The organism is Collinsella aerofaciens (assembly GCF_015555045.1).
Classification (GTDB): domain Bacteria; phylum Actinomycetota; class Coriobacteriia; order Coriobacteriales; family Coriobacteriaceae; genus Collinsella; species Collinsella aerofaciens_W.
This window is the reverse complement of sequence record NZ_JADNJQ010000017.1, coordinates 34,502-51,516: the sequence shown is the minus strand read 5'-3', so window position 1 is coordinate 51,516 and position 17,015 is coordinate 34,502. Positions and strand designations below refer to the sequence as shown.

General features: G+C 60.2%; 21 protein-coding genes. 1 reads left to right on the top strand and 20 read right to left on the bottom strand.

What is annotated here, in order from left to right:
* Nucleotides 1–149 precede the first annotated feature (149 nt).
* Nucleotides 150–1,361 (bottom strand): tyrosine--tRNA ligase, encoded by a 1,212-nt coding sequence (gene tyrS, locus I2E45_RS06940; RefSeq protein WP_195445218.1) that lies wholly within the window; start codon nt 1,359–1,361, stop codon nt 150–152.
* 96 nt (nt 1,362–1,457) lie between these two features.
* The gene (locus I2E45_RS06935; RefSeq protein ID WP_195445216.1) at nt 1,458–3,416 is read right to left on the bottom strand and encodes a U32 family peptidase; all 1,959 of its coding nucleotides are present in this window, start codon (nt 3,414–3,416) and stop codon (nt 1,458–1,460) included.
* Nucleotides 3,417–3,578: 162 nt separating this feature from the next.
* Between I2E45_RS06935 and I2E45_RS06930 the strand changes: the two genes are divergently transcribed.
* On the top strand, nt 3,579–5,780 hold the full coding sequence (locus I2E45_RS06930) for a transglycosylase domain-containing protein (RefSeq protein ID WP_195445213.1): 2,202 nt from the start codon (nt 3,579–3,581) through the stop codon (nt 5,778–5,780).
* Nucleotides 5,781–5,968: 188 nt separating this feature from the next.
* On the opposite strand, the gene I2E45_RS06925 is transcribed toward I2E45_RS06930, so the two are convergent.
* The 18 genes from I2E45_RS06925 to rplF all read right to left on the bottom strand — a co-directional run bounded on the left by I2E45_RS06925 (nt 5,969) and on the right by rplF (nt 17,008).
* The gene (locus tag I2E45_RS06925) at nt 5,969–6,406 is read right to left on the bottom strand and encodes an arginine repressor (protein ID WP_195445211.1); all 438 of its coding nucleotides are present in this window, start codon (nt 6,404–6,406) and stop codon (nt 5,969–5,971) included.
* 132 nt (nt 6,407–6,538) lie between these two features.
* Nucleotides 6,539–7,579: a glycosyltransferase family 2 protein gene (locus I2E45_RS06920; protein WP_195445209.1), complete on the bottom strand. Its 1,041-nt coding sequence runs from the start codon at nt 7,577–7,579 to the stop codon at nt 6,539–6,541.
* A gap of 161 nt (nt 7,580–7,740) precedes the next feature.
* Nucleotides 7,741–8,565 carry a tRNA pseudouridine(38-40) synthase TruA gene (truA, locus tag I2E45_RS06915; RefSeq protein WP_195445207.1) on the bottom strand — a complete coding sequence of 275 codons (825 nt, stop codon included), beginning with the start codon at nt 8,563–8,565 and terminating at the stop codon, nt 7,741–7,743.
* Nucleotides 8,566–8,657: 92 nt separating this feature from the next.
* Nucleotides 8,658–9,125, bottom strand: a complete 468-nt coding sequence (rplQ, locus tag I2E45_RS06910) for a 50S ribosomal protein L17 (protein WP_055252240.1) — start codon at nt 9,123–9,125, stop codon at nt 8,658–8,660.
* A gap of 30 nt (nt 9,126–9,155) precedes the next feature.
* The gene (locus I2E45_RS06905; RefSeq protein WP_006235276.1) at nt 9,156–10,097 is read right to left on the bottom strand and encodes a DNA-directed RNA polymerase subunit alpha; all 942 of its coding nucleotides are present in this window, start codon (nt 10,095–10,097) and stop codon (nt 9,156–9,158) included.
* A gap of 32 nt (nt 10,098–10,129) precedes the next feature.
* The gene (rpsD, locus tag I2E45_RS06900; protein WP_006235275.1) at nt 10,130–10,726 is read right to left on the bottom strand and encodes a 30S ribosomal protein S4; all 597 of its coding nucleotides are present in this window, start codon (nt 10,724–10,726) and stop codon (nt 10,130–10,132) included.
* A 19-nt stretch (nt 10,727–10,745) separates the two neighbouring features.
* The gene (gene rpsK, locus I2E45_RS06895) at nt 10,746–11,150 is read right to left on the bottom strand and encodes a 30S ribosomal protein S11 (protein ID WP_006235274.1); all 405 of its coding nucleotides are present in this window, start codon (nt 11,148–11,150) and stop codon (nt 10,746–10,748) included.
* A 14-nt stretch (nt 11,151–11,164) separates the two neighbouring features.
* Nucleotides 11,165–11,539, bottom strand: a complete 375-nt coding sequence (gene rpsM / locus I2E45_RS06890; protein WP_022094275.1) for a 30S ribosomal protein S13 — start codon at nt 11,537–11,539, stop codon at nt 11,165–11,167.
* Nucleotides 11,540–11,553: 14 nt separating this feature from the next.
* Entirely contained in the window at nt 11,554–11,667 is a 114-nt protein-coding gene (gene rpmJ / locus I2E45_RS06885; RefSeq protein ID WP_006363204.1) for a 50S ribosomal protein L36, read from the bottom strand.
* A 150-nt stretch (nt 11,668–11,817) separates the two neighbouring features.
* Complete coding sequence (gene infA, locus I2E45_RS06880; protein ID WP_035137443.1) at nt 11,818–12,036, bottom strand: translation initiation factor IF-1; 219 nt, start codon at nt 12,034–12,036, stop codon at nt 11,818–11,820.
* Between the two features lie 104 nt (nt 12,037–12,140).
* A complete protein-coding gene (gene map / locus I2E45_RS06875; protein ID WP_195445205.1) occupies nt 12,141–12,929 on the bottom strand; it encodes a type I methionyl aminopeptidase in 789 nt (262 codons plus the stop codon).
* Entirely contained in the window at nt 12,926–13,552 is a 627-nt protein-coding gene (locus I2E45_RS06870) for an adenylate kinase (RefSeq protein ID WP_055252238.1), read from the bottom strand. Before I2E45_RS06870 ends, map begins: the two co-directional genes overlap by 4 nt.
* An 18-nt stretch (nt 13,553–13,570) precedes the next feature.
* Entirely contained in the window at nt 13,571–14,857 is a 1,287-nt protein-coding gene (gene secY, locus I2E45_RS06865; RefSeq protein WP_035137447.1) for a preprotein translocase subunit SecY, read from the bottom strand.
* A complete protein-coding gene (gene rplO, locus I2E45_RS06860) occupies nt 14,851–15,300 on the bottom strand; it encodes a 50S ribosomal protein L15 (protein WP_195445203.1) in 450 nt (149 codons plus the stop codon). The genes secY and rplO overlap by 7 nt, the downstream gene beginning before the upstream one ends.
* A 3-nt stretch (nt 15,301–15,303) precedes the next feature.
* Entirely contained in the window at nt 15,304–15,486 is a 183-nt protein-coding gene (gene rpmD, locus I2E45_RS06855; RefSeq protein WP_006235266.1) for a 50S ribosomal protein L30, read from the bottom strand.
* A 2-nt stretch (nt 15,487–15,488) separates the two neighbouring features.
* Complete coding sequence (gene rpsE, locus I2E45_RS06850) at nt 15,489–16,013, bottom strand: 30S ribosomal protein S5 (protein ID WP_006235265.1); 525 nt, start codon at nt 16,011–16,013, stop codon at nt 15,489–15,491.
* A gap of 14 nt (nt 16,014–16,027) precedes the next feature.
* On the bottom strand, nt 16,028–16,396 hold the full coding sequence (gene rplR, locus I2E45_RS06845) for a 50S ribosomal protein L18 (protein WP_006235264.1): 369 nt from the start codon (nt 16,394–16,396) through the stop codon (nt 16,028–16,030).
* A gap of 75 nt (nt 16,397–16,471) precedes the next feature.
* A complete protein-coding gene (rplF, locus tag I2E45_RS06840) occupies nt 16,472–17,008 on the bottom strand; it encodes a 50S ribosomal protein L6 (RefSeq protein WP_006235263.1) in 537 nt (178 codons plus the stop codon).
* Nucleotides 17,009–17,015 lie beyond the last annotated feature (7 nt).

Here is a 17,015-nt window from a genome sequence, read left to right as displayed (position 1 = left end):
ACGGACAGCGAGCGGGTCGCATTTGAGACAAGGTGACGTGAAACGAAAGGGCGCTGACCTTCTGGTCGCGCCCTTGAAGTTGAACGTCAGATTGTCCAAATGCGGCCCGCGCAGCGTCGGCCGGTCCGCCGTTCGGTAGAACGGCGGAACTAAATCAACTTGAAGCCCTTGCGCTTGCCTACGGAAAGGGTGTTGCCCAGCTTGAGGGCGCTGGGATCGATGTTGTAGCTCTTGGGAGCCACGGCCTTGCCGTTGATTTTGACGCCGCCGCCGTCGATATCGCGGCGGGCCTGGCCGGCGCTGGCCGAAAGACCCAGGTCCTTGAGCAGGCCGGCGAGGTAGATCTGGCCCTCGTCGTTAACAGTCAGCTCAACGTGCTTCTCGGGGAAGTCGGCGAGCTGGCCCTCCTTGAATACGCGGTCGAACTCGGCCTGAGCCTCGTCGCCGGCGCCGGCGCCGTGGTAGGTGTCGCACAGGTCGCGACCCAGAGCGCGCTTGAGCTCATAGGGATCGGCAGAGCCGTCGGCCAGGGCGGCGTCGATCTTGTCGACCTCGGCCGGGGTGAGCGAGCTCGCCAGGCGGTAGTACTTGCCGATCATCTCGTCGGGGATGGACATGGTCTTGCCAAACATATCCTTGGGAGCATCGGTCAGGCCGATGTAGTTGCCATAGGACTTAGACATCTTGCGCACGCCGTCGGTGCCCTCGAGCAGCGGCATGGTGAGCGCGATCTGCGGCTCCATGCCCATCTTCTCCATGAGCTCGCGACCAGCGAGCAGGTTGAAGAGCTGGTCGGTGCCGCCCATCTCCACGTCGGCCTTGATCTGAACGGAGTCGAAGGCCTGCATCACGGGGTACAGGAACTCGTGCAGGGCGATCGGCGTCTGAGACTGGTAGCGCTTGGTAAAGTCGTCGCGCTCGAGGATGCGGGCGACGGTGAACTTGGAGCACACCTGCAGCAGGCCGGCCAGATCCATCGAAAGGATCCAATCGCCGTTGTGCACGATGGTGGTCTTCTCGGGGTCCAGGATCTTCATGGCCTGGCTCACGTAGGTCTCGGCGTTGGCCTCGATCTGCTCCTGCGAAAGCTGCGGACGCGTGGAGTTCTTGCCCGAGGGATCGCCGATCAGCGCGGTGCCGTTACCGATGATGAGGGTAACGTTGTGGCCCAGGTCCTGGAACTGACGCATCTTGCGCAGCGGCACGGCGTGGCCCAGGTGCAGGTCGGGACTGGTGGGGTCGACGCCGAGCTTGATGTTGAGGGGCTCGCCCTTCTCAAGCTTCTTGCGAAGGTCGGCCTCGGGAACGATCTGCGCGGCGCCCGAGGTGATGATACGCATTTGCTCGTCAACAGACAGCATTGGGTATCCTCCTTTTGCTATAGCACCCTCGCCGAAAACGGCGGTGCTGGAAGTCCATAAACTCTCTTATGATAACAAACTGACGCGACGCGGCACCTACGACAGGAAAATCCTCGTCCTGCCGCATGCGTCAATGGCAACTGGCAGACGCGTACCGTCACGCTCGACCAGATAGCGTACCTGCCGACGACGCAAGCAGTCGCGGCAACGGACCTGTCCCGTCGCATCGGTGGCGCAGACGCCCTCGGCGGTCAGCAGGCAGTGCTCGCACACCATAAGCTCGGGACGGTCGGCGTCGACCGGACCCAAGACGCCGGGTTCAGCAGCCAGTTCGGCAATACGCTCCGCATCATTGCCGAGCAACTCGGCCGGCAAGTACACCCGCCCCGCACCGAATCCGCGCAGCCAGGTAAGCGTGGCCCGATTCGCGCAGAACACCGGCGCCGCCACGTCAAACGTCACGCCCAGCTCGCGAGCGATCGCCACCTGCCCCAGGTTGCGGCAGACGATGCGCCCGGCACGCTGCATCAGTGAGCGGGTCCGGTCAGCGTCACTCGCGCGGCACACCTCGTCAAGCACCACAACGGCGTCGGACAAATCGAGTTCTCCGCGCGGGTCGGCATCCATCAGCTGCCAAGCAAAAACCATGCGAGTGGGAACCGCGCACTCCACCAACTCCGTCGATGCACCGCCATCCACCGCAACGCCCTCAAAGGGCAGCACTTCAACGGCACGCTCAACGGGCGCAATCGCATCCGCCTCGGCCCGCATGCGCTCCAACACCGCCGCCGTCTGATCCAACACGCCGGCGCTGCGAATCAGGTACACCTCGCAGCCCGCGTCCACCTTACGCTTGCAATGCACGACGATGCGCTTCCCCGCTGCTGCATCCACCGGGCAGGGCACCTGCGGCCAGCGCTTGGGCGCATCGGGACGCGCGTCGACACCCGGATAGAACCGAATCTCGAGCGTGTCACCCGCCGCCACGGCGGCGTCGAGCTCAACGGTCACCTCTTCGTGGCCCACAGCGACCAAACGCCCCACGCGCACGCCCTGGTTAATTGCGCGTTCAAAACTCATAAGCTCCGCACCCGAGCGGCCTCGCAAATACGCGTCGGTAAACCCGCGGTTAAACGACCTTCCCAGCTCGCGCTCAAGCTCTTCCACGGCATCGGGGTCCCACGCGCCGTCGCACAGCATATCGAGTGCCCGGCGCCACACCCGCACCACGTTGAATACGTAATCGGGGTTCTTCATGCGCCCCTCGATCTTGAGCGACGCCACGCCGGCATCTACAAGCTCGGGCAGATGCGCAATACCCAGATAGTCGCGCGGACACAGCAGGCGATCTCCCTCGACGGCGGCAACACTCTGCCCCGCCTCGTCCACTAGGTCGTACGCCAGACGGCACGGCTGTGTGCAGTCGCCGCGCATCGCCGAGCGCCCACGCCGCAGGGCCGAGAACTCGCACGCCCCCGAATAGCCGATGCAAATCGCACCGTGGCAGAATACCTCGATGGGCACGCCCGTGGCACATAGCGCCGCAATCTCGTCGACCGTCAGCTCGCGTGCCGTCGTCACGCGCTCGACCCCCAGCTCGTCGGCGGCAAGCCGCACGGCACCCTCGCTATGAGCGCCCGCCTGCGTGGACAGGTGAATCTCGACCCCGGGAATCGCCGCGCGCAGCGCGCAGGCCAACCCGGCATCGGCCACAATCAGAGCATCGGCGCCCAGCTCCAGTGCATGAGCTCCCAGCGCCACCGCGTCGGACAGCTCATCGTCAAACACGAACACGTTGAGCGTTACGTACACACGCACGCCATGAGTATGCGCCACGGCACAACCGCGCGCAAACTCGTCATCCGTAAAACCATGCGCGCTCACGCGGGCGTTAAAGCCGCCCAACCCCGCATAGATGGCATCGGCACCCGCGGCGATGGCCGCAAGCATCTGGTCGAGCCCGCCCGCCGGCGCCAGCAGCTCGGGCAGCGCCGCACCGGCAGCATCCAATCCAGTCTCGTATTGTCCGCTCGGCCCCATCGCCCGAATCGCCATCGGCAAACTCCTTACCAAGGTATGCATTCACTCTGAAAAATGCCGTCTTCCAGCATACACGAGGCCTCGCGCGCCCCGTTTGGTTTATCGTGTAATAACTTATGTCCATCCTGCCTCGACGGCACATCCACCGTCCGGCACGACATACCTGGAGGTCAATATATGGGTCCTCGCCAACGACAGGGACGCAGCCGTTCAAAGACGCATGCCCTGCCCATAATCCTGCTCTCGTTTTTGGGCTTTCTGCTGATTGCGGGCGTGGCGTTTGGCATCGGCATGGTCGGCAACGTCAACCGCTGGCTGTCCGATCTGCCCGACTACACCGACGCCAACGCGTATCTGGTGAGCGAGCCCACCGAGATCGTCGACTGCAACGGCAACAAGATCGCGAGCTTCTACACGCAAAACCGCAAGTCCATCACCAAGGACGAGGTCTCCCCCTACGTGCTGCAGGGCACCGTTGACGTCGAGGACGAGCGCTTCTACGAGCACGGCGGTATCGACCTGTGGGGTATCGCGCGTGCTGCGGTGGCAACCCTCGGCGGCGGGCACGAAGGCGCCTCGACTATCACCCAGCAGCTGGTGCGCAACACCATCCTGCAGGAGGAGCAGTTCGACTCGACCATCGAGCGTAAGGTGCGCGAGGCCTACATCGCCATCAAGATGGAGGACATGTACTCCAAAGACGAGATCCTCATGATGTACCTCAACACCATCTATTACGGCCACGGCGCCTACGGCATCGAGGCCGCAGCCGAGACCTACCTGTCCAAGAGCGCCGCCGACCTCACCCTGAGCGAAGCCGCGCTGCTCATCGGCCTTCCCAACTCGCCTTCGCAGTACGACCCCACGGTCAATCCCGACCTGGCACTGTCTCGCCGCAACAAGGTCCTCGACAACATGCTGCGCCTGGGCCACATCACCCAGGAGGAGCACGATGCCGCACAGGCCGAGCCCATCACCCTCAACGTGACCGAGATTTCGGGCAGCGGCGTCGACGTATACTCGCAGCCCTACTTTGTCGCCTATGTTAAGCAGCTGCTGGAGCAGGAGTTCTCGACCGACGTGCTCTTTAAGGGCGGCCTGACCGTCAAGACCACCATCGACCCCACGATGCAGCAGGTGGCAGAGAATGCCGTCCGCGAGCAGCTCGACACGCTCTCACTCGACGGCCTGGACATGGGCATGGTCGTCGTCGACCCCAAGACCGGCTACATCAAGTGCATGGTGGGCGGCTATGACTACAACGCCGACGAGAACCACGTAAACCATGCCACGGCCAAGCGTCCCGTCGGCTCCACCTTTAAGGCCTTTACGCTGGCAACTGCCATCCAAAACGGCATGAACCCCAACGTCACCCTCAACTGCAACTCGCCGCTCAAGGCCAAGGGCACCACGACCGAGGTCCAAAACTACGCCAACCATAGCTATGGCAACATCACGCTTAAGCAGGCGACGGCATACTCCTCCAACACCGGCTACATCCAGGTGGCGGAAGCCGTCGGCAACAGCAAGATCATCTCGCTCGTCAAAAAGCTCGGCATCGATCCCGCCAAGGACAACATCGAGGACGTTCCCGTCATGACGCTCGGCACCGGCTCGATTTCGCCGCTCGAGATGGCCGCTGCCTACGCGACGTTTGCCAACGGCGGCTACTATCGCCAGCCGATCGCCATCACCGAGATTGACTCTCGTACCGGTTCGGTGCTGTACCAGCACACCGACAATCCCTCACAGGTGCTTACCGAGGGCGAGGCCGCCGCGGTCACCGATGTTCTGACCGGCGTCATGCAGGGCGGCGGTACGGGTGCTGCTGGCGCTCTGAGCGTCAACCAGCCCTATGCCGGCAAAACGGGCACCACCGACAACACCACCAACCTGTGGTTCTGCGGCTATACCCCGCAGCTGGCGTGCGCCCTGTGGACCGGCTATTCCGCGGGCGAGATCCCCATCCAAAAATACGGCACGGACCTGCTGGGCGACAGCACCAACCTGCCTGTCTTCAAGCGGTTTATGAACACCGTTCTGACCGGTACCGAGCGCGAGGAGTTTGCGACCGGAACGGCGCCCACCTATAAGAACAACAGCGTCTGGAAGTTCTACGGCACCAACAACACCAAGAAGACGGAGAACGACGACAAGGACAAGGACGAGAACGAGGACGAAGAGGAAACCACCACTACAACGACTACCACGACGACCACGACCACCGAGACCACGGGCGGCGACACCACCGGCGGCACCGGTACGACCGGTGGCTCGACGGGCGGCTCCACCGGTGGTTCGACCGGCGGCGATGGCGGCACGCCTACGCCCACGCCCACTCCCGACCCCTCGCCCACGCCTGACGATACGGTCGGCTAGAAATCATCCGGCCATAAGCAACAAGGCCCCCGAACAGCTTATTCAACTGCTCGGGGGCCTTTTAGTTTAAAGCGACCTGGCAGGCGGTCTTTATACCGGCAAACAAAAAGGGGGTACCGACCCTCGTCGATACCCCCTTACAGGCAACTATGTCAGCGCGCGCAGGGCCGAGCGCACGACCCGCACGCCTACTTGCGAGAATTGCCCAGCTTATTGATCAGCGCCTCGAGACGCTCGCCGTCCTCGGCCGTCTGGGCAATAACCAAAATCGTATCGTTGCCGGCAAGCGAGCCAAGCACATCGGGCAACTCTGCCGCATCAACGGCGGCGGCGATGCCGGAAGCCGTGCCAGGCTGAGCCTTGATCATAACCAGATTATCGGTACGCAAAACGCCCGTTACGAGCTCGGAAACCATACGCTGCAGGTGCAGGTCCTCTGCCAGAACATAGATACCCTCGGGGAGCTTACGCAGCCCCATATCGGCAATATCGCGAGAGACAGTCGCCTGCGTGCAATCAAAGCCCATAGCACGGAGCTCATCGACCAGCACGCGCTGCGTACGGACGTCCTTATTGCGCACAATATCTCTAATGGCATCCTGGCGCCCATTGCGTTTTTTAGCCATACAAACCCTCTCTCCAAAAGATGGCGGAGACAATCAATCAGTGATTGAATAGTTTAACGCTATTTGAAGGCTTTTGTGTATAAGAACGCATTTCGAAACAATTCTATGCAAATTTGTTTCGAAATGAGCCGTTTAGGCGGTTTTTGCACCCGTCCGGTTAAGAAAAGCTGCCAGATGCGTACACATCACGCAGCGCGTGGGCTTGGCGCTGGCGATCGGCCCAAACAACAGACCGAGTCCCCGATGGTTGTCCTTGAGCGCGGCGACCATCTGACGGGTTCGAGGCGCCTCGAGCATATCACGCATGCGGGCGGAACGCTCAATTGACGACACCCCATGCGGGCTCAGACACAAATTCTCGATGCAGGCGACCAGTCCGGCAAAGTAGAACTTTTGGCTTGCCAGCTTGAGCCGACCACCGCTATCTGCTTCCGAGAGTGAGTCCGCAAGCTCGTCGAGCGCTCGAGTGTCATCGGATATCCTGGCATACATGGTGGGATCAAAGGCATCTGTAAGCTTAGGTGCCACCGCGTGGAAACAAGCGTCGCCGCAGCCGGACACGAATCGTGCCTGCGAGAGCGCATAAGCCATAAACTCAACCGTACGGTACGCCTTGCCGCGCGACAGGCATGCCTCAAACAGCGAGCGGCTGTACATCACGCCAGAGGTCTGAGCGACTAGGCCGCCTAAAATCAACTGAGGCAGCCCAGCCACCATCGAAGATTTGCTATCAATGGAAATATGAGTAGCATCCAAGACGCGCGAATGGCGCTCTCGATGTGCATCATAGCGGTCGAGCGACACCGTGGGGAACACCATGTCTGCCGCTGTATCGCACGCGATATCGACCATCTTGGAAAGGGACTGCGGAGCAAGCCACTCATCGGCGTTCATAGCGATGATTTGAGAGCCGCGCGAGGCAGCAAAACCGGCACGAAGACAAGCACCGCGCTTCGCGTCCTCGACGTCAATCAAATCAATATGGATGTCCCTGTCGGCAGCAACTTGAAGCGAATGGCGCACACCGGGCGCAGCATCGCGGCAGACAACGACAATCTGCAAATCGTAGAGGTCTTGGTTCTGGATACTCTCGAGCGCACGCATCGCATAGCTGGGCGAACCTTCTACCACAAGGATCACCGAAAGTCGCGGATGCGAGCCACGTCGAACCAAGTTATCCGTCCTCTCGACAGCAATGAATCAAATCGTGGTTCATGGTACACCCCGGCAATAAAAGCAATGAGACACCGGTTGTATTGCACGCCAAGAACAGATGTTGCACACGTGCAGCCCACAGATGACAGGCGTCGACGCACGACGCGTCGAGCCCTCCCCTAGTCGAGCACGACAAGCTCGGCGGGATCGTAATCCACGCCCATAAACGTAAGGCCGCAGGCAGGAGCCGTGGGGCCCGCAGCGGAACGGTCGCAAGCGTCGATGACCTCGCGCATCCACTCGGGTTCGCGGCGATGCATGCCAATCTCGACAAGCGTGCCCACGATCGTTCGGACCATCGAATGCAAAAATGCGTTGCCCTCAATGGTAAACGTCAGGATATCCTCGCCAAAGGCCACCTCATGGCCAAACTCGGCGCGCATTACGCAGCGGTGCGTAGGTTTGCCCACGGCAGAAGCAACCTTGCAAAAGCTTTTAAAGTCCTGCTCGCCCAGCAGCGCGGGGCAGGCAGCAGACATAGCCTCAACATCCAAGGGATAGCGATGCCACCACACCGCACCGCGGGACAGCACGGGGCGCGCATCTCGATCGGCAATACGGTACGTATACGTACGGGAACGCGCGTCAAAACGTGCAGAAAAGCCTTTACGGGCCTTGTAGACCTCGTTGATGGCGATATCTTTGGGCAGCAGGGCATCCATAGCCCGCAGCCACCTACGGCGCGTTAGGGCGAGCTCAGCGTCCGTTACGGGCACGCTGATGTACTGAGCCACGGCATGCACGCCGGCATCGGTGCGACCCGCGCACGTCAGATCGATCGGACGGCGAAGCAGCGTCTCGATGGCTCGACGCAGCTCACCCGCAACCGTCGTCTGTCCCGGCTGCTCGGCAAAGCCGCTATAGAACGAGCCATCGTATGCCACGCGGAAAACGAGCGTGGCATCGAGCTCTGGAATCGAATTGAAATCAGACGGCGCGGTCATGGGCGCTCCCAACAAACAAGCAACGGTATCGCGACAAAAAAAGAGGGGTACGCGAACGTACCCCTCGAATATAGCCTATGCAGACGGAATGTCTACTCAGCGGTCTCCTCGGCAGCAGTCTCCTCGACAGCCTCGACCTTCTTGGGAGCAGCGGCCTTCTTGGGGGCCGGAGCAGCCTTCTTGGCCTTAGGCGTGCAAGGCTCGGTGACGAGCTCCATGATAACGATGGGAGCGTTGTCGCCCTTGCGGTTGCCGAGCTTCATGATGCGGGTGTAACCGCCGTTGCGGTCCTGCCACATACCCTGAGCAGCCTTGTCGAAGATCTCGGCAACGAGCTGCTTATCACCGAGCTTGGCGATAGCCAGACGACGAGAGTGCAGGTCGCCTTTCTTGGCCCAGGTGATGATCGGATCGACGACCGAACGCAGCGCCTTAGCGCGGGTCTCGGTGGTCTTGATGCGGTCGTTCTCGAAGAGGGCCTTAGCAAGGCTCTTCTTCATGGCCTTGGTGTGGCTCGCATCGGTGCCGAGCTTCAGGCCCTTCTTAACGTTGTGACGCATGGTCTAGTTTCTCCTCAAATATGCGAAGCATTAAGCCTTCAGGCTCAGGCCCATGGACTCAAGCTTGTCCTTCACTTCCTCGATCGACTTAACACCGAAGTTACGGATGTTGAGCAGATCGTTCTCCGAGAACTCAACGAGCTGACGGACCGAGTGAATGCTGGCGCGCTTAAGGCAGTTGTAGGAACGGACGGAAAGGTCCAGATCCTCGATCTGCTTGTCCAGCTCGGCGTTGTCGTTGGTGACCTCGGGAGCGAAGATCGAAGCCTCCTCCTCGACCTCGGGGGTCTCGGCAAGGTTCATAAAGGCGGCCATATGCTGGTTGATGATATTGGCAGCCTGGACCACGGCGTCGCGCGGGGCGATGGAGCCGTTGGTCTCGATCTCGAGGACAAGGCGGTCGTAGTCGGTGTGCTGACCGACACGGCAAGCCTCAACGAGCTTGGCGCAACGGGAAACCGGCGAGTACAGCGAGTCGACGTGGATCACACCGATGGGATCGTTGTCGCGCTTGTTGGCCTCGCCAGAAACATAGCCGCGGCCATAGCCGATGCGCATGCTCATGGTGAGATGGCCACCCTCGGTGAGCGTAGCAATGTGCTGCTCGGGGTTGACCAGCTCAAACTCGGACGGAATAAAGAAGTCCGCACCGGTGACCTCGCAGGGGCCGTCAACCGAGATGGTGGCGGTCGCCTCGTCGGTCGTGCCGAGAGCCCTGAAGACAAGACCCTTGACATTCAGGACGATGTCGGTGACATCCTCGACCATGTTAGGGATGGTCATGAACTCGTGCTGCGCACCATCGATCTGAATAGCCTCGACGGCGGCACCCTCGAGCGAGGACAGAAGAACGCGACGAAGGGAGTTACCCAGCGTATCGCCGTAACCACGCTCGAGCGGCTCGACGGAGACACGAGCAGACGTCTCGTTGATCTCTTCGACCTGAACCTGAGGCCTAATGAATTCTGACATGTATTACCTCCAGCCTCAGCAGCCCGGATGGACTACTTAGAGTAGAGCTCGACGATGAGCTGCTCGTTGATATCACCGCTGATCTGCTCACGCGTCGGCAGAGCGAGCACGTTACCAGACAGCTTCTCGATATCGACCTCGAGCCAGCCAGGGACCTCAAAGCGCTCGGAGGAAATCAGGGCCTCCTTGATGGGGAGGAGGTCACGGAACTTCTCGCCGACAGCGACGACGTCGCCGGCCTTGACGCGGTAGGACGGGATGTCCACGCGCTTGCCGTTCACGGTGAAGTGACCGTGACGGACGGACTGACGAGCCTCTTTGCGGGTGCGGGCGAAGCCAAGACGGAAGACGACGTTGTCGAGGCGAGACTCAAGAATGATCATGAGGTTCTCACCGGTGACGCCGTTCATCTTACGGGCCTTGTTGAAGTAGCCGTGGAACTGCTTCTCCAGAACACCATAGATGAACTTGACCTTCTGCTTCTCGCGCAGCTGCATGCCGTACTCAGATTCCTTGCGACGGCGCTTGGGCTGACGGATAGATTCCTTCTTGCTGCTGTAACCGAGCTCAGCGGGATCGATCCCGAGCTGACGGCAGCGCTTAAGAACAGGAGTCCTGTCGATTGCCATATTGATACGATCCTTTCAGTTACACGCGGCGACGCTTCTTGGGGCGGCAGCCGTTGTGCGGAATGGGGGTCTTGTCCTGGATGCTCGAGACCTCGAGGCCAGCAGCCTGGAGGGAGCGGATGGCGGTCTCACGACCGGAGCCGGGGCCCTTGACGAAGACGGAAACCTTCTTCATACCGTGCTCCATGGCCTGCTTGGCAGCAGCCTCGGCAGCCATCTGGGCAGCGAACGGCGTGGACTTACGGGAGCCCTTGAAGCCCACCTGGCCAGCCGACTTCCAGGAAATGACGTTGCCCTGGGGATCGGTGATCGAAACGATCGTGTTGTTGAACGTAGAACGAATGTGAGCCTGGCCCACGGAAATGTTCTTACGGTCCGCGCGCTTCAGACGGGCAGCGCGAACGTTCTTCTTAGCAGTAGCCATCTATCTAGCGCTCCTTATTTCTTCTTCTTAGCACCGATCTGACGCTTCGGGCCCTTGCGGGTACGAGCGTTAGTGTGGGTGCGCTGGCCGCGGACCGGGAGGCCCTTGCGGTGACGAAGGCCGCGGTTGCAGCCGATGTCCATAAGGCGCTTGACGTTCTGGTTGCGCTCACGGCGGAGGTCGCCCTCAACCATGATCTGGTTCTTATCGATATAATCGCGGATGGCGTTAACCTCATCCTCGGTGAGGTCCTTAACGCGCGTATCCACGTTAACGTTGCACTCGACGCAAATCTTCGTCGCAGTGGTGCGGCCGATGCCGTAAATGTAGGTCAGACCGATCTCAACGCGCTTCTCACGCGGGAGGTCGACACCATTAATACGGGCCAACGTAGTCTCCTCTCTTAACCCTGACGCTGCTTATGACGGGGGTTCTCGCAAATGACGAGGACCTTGCCATGGCGCCTAATGATTTTGCACTTATCGCACATCTTCTTGACCGAAGGACGTACCTTCATCGTTCTTCCTTTCGGTAGCGCTCAAACTACTTCCCGACTATCTACTCGCCCAGCCGCAGGCGTTTAAAACTATGGCTGGTCTTCACACACAATCCGACCGTAGGTTGAGCTAAGCCTGCAGTCGGAAATGGAGTGCGTGTATGCGTGCCGCTATTTGTAGCGATAGGTGATGCGGCCGCGGGTCAGGTCGTACGGGGAAAGCTCCACGACAACCCTGTCACCGGGGAGAATACGGATGTAATTCATTCGGATCTTGCCAGAAATGTTGCACAGAACCGAATGACCGTTCTCGAGCTCGACCTTAAACATGGCATTGGGCAGCGGTTCCTTTACCGTACCCTCGAGCTCAATTGCGTCTTCCTTCTTCACAAGCAATCATCTTTCTCTAGAAAACGACAGCGATTGAGTATTCTACAACACGTATGCACGCATCGTAATAACTTCGTAATGGCTCCACAACTAAGTGGAACTTGTTACATTTCTCCGCCTTGGAGCGAACACCAAGCACCTTGGGCATCCGTGGTGAGAATCACCGGACCGTCATTGGTAATGGCGACGGTGCTCTCGTAGTGCGCGGCGGGCAGGTGGTCGTTGGTCGTAACAATCCAACCGTCGGAGCCCGTGCTCACATGGTTGGAACCCATCGTAACCATCGGCTCGATGGCAATGACCATGCCGGCTTGGAGGCGAACGCCCCTCCCCTTCTTTCCATAGTTAGGAACGTTGGGGTCCTCGTGCATCACGCGGCCAATGCCATGGCCCACATAATCACGAAGCACACCGTAACCGTGAGACTCGGCGAGGGACTGAACGGCATAACCGACGTCCCCGATATGGTTACCGGGAACAGCCTGCTCGATGGCAGCCTTAAGGCAATCGCGCGTGACCTCGCACAAAGCCTTGGCTTCGGGCGTGGGGGTGCCGACGAAAAACGTCCAAGCGTTATCGCCGACCCAACCGTCGACAACGGCTCCCGTATCGATGGAGATGATATCGCCATCGCGCAGGATCATGTCGGGGTTGGGAATACCGTGGACCACGGCATCGTTGATCGATGCGCAAATGGTCCCCGGGAACCCGCCGTAACCCTTAAAGGCCGGGGTGCCGCCATGCATGCGGATAATCTGCTCCGCGAGCTGATCGAGCTCAAAGGTGGAAACGCCGGGGCGCACCATGGCTCCAACGTGGCGGAGCGCCATCTTAGATAGCGCTCCTGCCTTCTTCATCTGCTCGATTTGCGTTGCAGACTTAATCTTGATCATAGACCGAGAGCCTCTTTGACATCCCCGTACACGGTCTCGCGAGCCTGGTCACCGTTGACCGACTTGAGCAGACCCTGGCCACGATAGTAGTCGACGAGCGGGCTCGTGGACTTCTCGTAGACGTCGAGACGGTTCTTGATGGTCTCGGGCTTGTCGTCGTCGCGCTGATACATCTCGCCTGCGCACTTGGGGCAGGTGGCATCGGCAGCGGTGCCGGTGTAACCGCAGGCGCGGCAGGTGCGACGCGAAGACAGACGATCGATAATGACCTCGGGGGCCACATCGACCAGAAGGGCACAGTCGATCTCGCGACCCATGGCGGAGAGCTCGGAATCGAGCGTCACAGCCTGGGCGGTGTTGCGCGGGAAGCCGTCGAGGATGAAGCCCTGCTGGGCGTCATCGGCGGCAAGGCGCTCCTTGACAAGGTCGATCACGAGCTGGTCGGGAACGAGCTCGCCAGCGTCCATGTACTTCTTAGCCTGAATACCAAGCTCGGTGCCACCCTTGACGGCAGCACGCAGCAGGTCGCCCGTGGAAATGTGAGCGACGCCAAACTCGGCGACGAGCTCCTGTGCGACGGTGCCCTTACCGGCACCCGGAGCTCCGAGCAATACGAGGTTCATGAGCAATCCTCCTCTAGCCTATTTAAAGAATCCATCGTAATCATACATCTTGATCTGGCCTTCGAGCTTATCGACCGTGTCGAGCACGACGCCGACCATGATGAGGATGGACGTGCCGCCAAAAGCCTGGATCAAATGGTTTCCCGTGAAGGAGAAGATGATCGAAGGCACGATGGCGATGAGCGCCAAAAAGACAGCGCTGGGAAGCGTGATCTTGTTGAGCGCGTTCTTGATGTAGGCCGCGGTAGCCCTACCCGGACGGACGCCCGGAATAAAGCCGCCCTGCTTCTTAAGGTTATCGGCCGTGTCATCGGGGTTGAACACCATGGAGGTGTAGAAGTACGCGAAGAACACGATGAGGACAACGTTAAGCACCCAGTTGAGCCAACCGGTCGAAAGTGCGGAGGCAACTGCCTGAATCCAGCCGATGCCGGGGAAGAACACGGCAATCTGAGCCGGGAAGTACAGCAGCGCCGAAGCGAAGATGATCGGCACGACACCCGCGGTGTTGACCTTGATGGGCAGGTAGGTGGTCTGGCCACCCATCATGCGGCGGCCCACGACGCGCTTAGCGTAGGAGACCGGGATGCGGCGCTGGCCGCGCTCAAGGAAAACAATCAGCGGGATAACCAGCAGGATGATGGCGCAGATGATCACCATGGTGATGATGCCACCGGCATTGCCCTCGGTGCTGGAGAAGATAGCCTGCGGCAGACCGGCCATGATGTTCGCGAAGATGATCAGCGACATGCCATTGCCGATACCGCGCTGGGTGATGAGCTCACCAATCCACATGATCAGCATGGCGCCCGCGGTGAGCGTACCGACGATCATGAGGTCGAAGATGATCTCGGGAGCGCCGGCGCCATTGAAGCTGATGCCGAAGCTCTTAAAGAGGAAGAGGTAACCCACGGAGTTGAGGATTGCCAGAGCCAGGGTGAGGTAACGCGAATACTGCGTAATCTTGGTCTGACCGACCTCGCCCTCGCGGGCAAGCTCATGCAGGGAAGGCACGACGGCCTGGAGCATCTGGAGGATGATCGAGCTGGTGATGTAAGGCATGATGCCCAGCGAAAACACCGACACATAGCTCAACGCGCCGCCAGAGAAAAGATTCAGGAGGGCCATAGCACCTGCGGCGACCGAATTGTTATCGGTCGAGAAAAGGCCCAGCATCCCCTGGAAGGGAATGCCGGGCACAGGAACGTGCGCACCAATGCGGTACACGACGAGCATAGCTATGGTAAAAAGAATCTTTTCGCGCAATTCTTTGATGCGGAAAGCATTCTTAAGACCATTTAGCACGGCAGCTCGACCTTTCCGCCGGCGGCCTCGATCTTGGCCTGCGCAGAAGCGCTGACCTTGTCGACCTTGACCGTGAACTTCTTGGTGAGCTCACCATTGCCGAGCACCTTGACGGGCTCGAACTCGCTCTTGGTGATGCGAGCGGCCTTAAGAGCGGCACCGTCGATCACAGCGCCGTCCTCGAACTTACGCTCGAGACGCTCAACGTTAACAGCGGTGTACTCGATACGACGGGGGTTGCGGAAGCCCGGAAGCTTGGGCAGGCGCATAGCCAGCGGAGTCTGGCCACCCTCGAAGCCGGCACCCTTGGTGCCGCCAGAGCGGGAACCCTGGCCCTTCTGACCGCGGCCAGAAGTGGTGCCGTGACCCGAAGAATTGCCACGGCCGACGCGCTTGCGGTTCTTGGTGGAACCGGGCACGGGAGTAAGATCGTGAAGCTGCATTTGCTACTCCTCTACAATCTCGACAAGGTGCTTGACCTTGAAGATCATGCCGCGGACGGACTCGTTGTCAGCAATCTCGCGAACCTCGCGGATCCTGTGGAGACCGAGGGCACGGACAGTACGGACCTGGTCCTGCTTGCAACCGTTGGTGCTGCGGACCTGCTTGATCTTGATGGTGTCAGCCATGCTTAGTTCTCCTTACCGACGAACATCTCGGAGACCGTCAGGCCACGGCGAGCCGCGACGTCCTCAGGGCTGGAGAGCTCCTTGAGGCCCTCGACGGCAGCCTTGATGATGTTGAGGCCGTTGTCGGTACCGAGGGACTTGGACAGGACGTTCTTGATGCCAGCAAGCTCAAAGAGGGGACGCACAGCGCCGCCGGCGATAACGCCGGTACCCTCGACAGCGGGCTTGATGATGATGCGGCCGGCACCAAAGTGGCCGAGAACCTCGTGCGGGATGGTGCCCTGCTCGGTCACCGGCACGTGGAACATGTTCTTCTTGGCATCGAGAGATGCCTTGGAGATGGCCATGGGCACCTCAGCGGACTTGCCCATGCCAACGCCGACGTTGCCCTTGCCGTCGCCAACGACGACGAGAGCGACGAGGCTCATGCGACGACCACCCTTGACGGTCTTCGACACGCGGTTGATGTAAACGACGCGCTCCTCGAACTCGGAGGCCTCGCGCTGCTGCTTCTGATTACGAGCCATGTGCTACATACCTCCTAGAACTCGAGACCGGCGGCACGAGCACCGTCGGCGAGGGCCTTGACGCGGCCATGGTAGATACGGCCACCGCGATCGAAGGCGACCTTGGTGATGCCGGCCTCGATGGCACGCTTGCCAACGAGCTGACCGACCTTCTCCGCAGCCTCCTTGTTCGAGGTGTGGGTGCCCTTGAACTCGGCCTCGAGGGTCGAGGCGGAGACGAGCGTCAGGCTGGAGCCCTTGCTGTCGTCGATGATCTGGGCATAGATGTTGGCGTTAGTACGGGTCACGCGAAGACGCGGACGCTCGGAGGTACCCGAGACCTTGCCGCGAACACGACGCTGACGACGCTTGAGGCCTTCCAGCTTCGCCTTATGCTTGTTCATACGTAAACTCCTAAAAAGGTTGATCTTGCCAGCACCTGACGGGGTGCTGGTCTTATGCGAGTGAGTCGGTTACGACTACTTGGCGGCCTTACCCAGCTTGCGGCGGATGTGCTCGCCAACGTAGTGGATACCCTTGCCCTTGTAAGGCTCGGGAGGACGATGGCCGCGGATCTCAGCGGCGATCTGACCGACCTGCTGCTTGTTGATACCCTTGACGTTCACGTGGGTGTTGTCGGGAACCTCGAAGGTGATGCCCTCGGGAGCCTCGACGATCACGGGGTGCGAGAAGCCCAGGGAGAACTCGAGGTTCTTGCCCTTCTGCTGGACGCGGTAACCGACGCCGGCGAGCTCGAGCTTCTTCTCGAAGCCCTCGGAAACGCCAACAACCATGTTGTGGATGAGGGCGCGGGTGAGGCCGTGGCGGGCACGGGTCTCACGCTCGTCGTCGGGACGGGAAACGGTGAGGACGTTGTCCTCGACGTTGATAGCGAGCTTCTCAAAGACATCGAGCTCGAGCTGGCCCTTGGGGCCCTTGACGACAACGTTGTTACCGTTGACTGCCACTTCGACTCCGGCGGGAATCTGGACAGGCTTATTACCGATACGAGACACGGTGATC

What these genes read in the sequence shown, in the direction of transcription:
- tyrS (WP_195445218.1), bottom strand. Translation starts at nt 1,361, where the DNA reads ATGCTGTCTGTTGACGAGCAAATGCGTATCATCACCTCGGGCGCCGCG.
- I2E45_RS06870 (WP_055252238.1), bottom strand. Translation starts at nt 13,552, where the DNA reads ATGAACCTCGTATTGCTCGGAGCTCCGGGTGCCGGTAAGGGCACCGTC.
- rplR (WP_006235264.1), bottom strand. Translation starts at nt 16,396, where the DNA reads ATGAACAAGCATAAGGCGAAGCTGGAAGGCCTCAAGCGTCGTCAGCGT.
- I2E45_RS06930 (WP_195445213.1), top strand. Translation starts at nt 3,579, where the DNA reads ATGGGTCCTCGCCAACGACAGGGACGCAGCCGTTCAAAGACGCATGCC.
- rplQ (WP_055252240.1), bottom strand. Translation starts at nt 9,125, where the DNA reads ATGCGTCACAACGTTAAGAAGGGCCTGAAGCTCGGCACCGATGCGAGC.
- rpmJ (WP_006363204.1), bottom strand. Translation starts at nt 11,667, where the DNA reads ATGAAGGTACGTCCTTCGGTCAAGAAGATGTGCGATAAGTGCAAAATC.
- rpsD (WP_006235275.1), bottom strand. Translation starts at nt 10,726, where the DNA reads ATGGCAATCGACAGGACTCCTGTTCTTAAGCGCTGCCGTCAGCTCGGG.
- truA (WP_195445207.1), bottom strand. Translation starts at nt 8,565, where the DNA reads ATGACCGCGCCGTCTGATTTCAATTCGATTCCAGAGCTCGATGCCACG.
- rpsE (WP_006235265.1), bottom strand. Translation starts at nt 16,013, where the DNA reads ATGGCTCGTAATCAGAAGCAGCAGCGCGAGGCCTCCGAGTTCGAGGAG.
- rpsK (WP_006235274.1), bottom strand. Translation starts at nt 11,150, where the DNA reads ATGGCTACTGCTAAGAAGAACGTTCGCGCTGCCCGTCTGAAGCGCGCG.
- rpmD (WP_006235266.1), bottom strand. Translation starts at nt 15,486, where the DNA reads ATGGCTGACACCATCAAGATCAAGCAGGTCCGCAGCACCAACGGTTGC.
- map (WP_195445205.1), bottom strand. Translation starts at nt 12,929, where the DNA reads ATGATCAAGATTAAGTCTGCAACGCAAATCGAGCAGATGAAGAAGGCA.
- I2E45_RS06905 (WP_006235276.1), bottom strand. Translation starts at nt 10,097, where the DNA reads ATGTCAGAATTCATTAGGCCTCAGGTTCAGGTCGAAGAGATCAACGAG.
- I2E45_RS06925 (WP_195445211.1), bottom strand. Translation starts at nt 6,406, where the DNA reads ATGGCTAAAAAACGCAATGGGCGCCAGGATGCCATTAGAGATATTGTG.
- I2E45_RS06935 (WP_195445216.1), bottom strand. Translation starts at nt 3,416, where the DNA reads ATGGCGATTCGGGCGATGGGGCCGAGCGGACAATACGAGACTGGATTG.
- rplO (WP_195445203.1), bottom strand. Translation starts at nt 15,300, where the DNA reads ATGCAGCTTCACGATCTTACTCCCGTGCCCGGTTCCACCAAGAACCGC.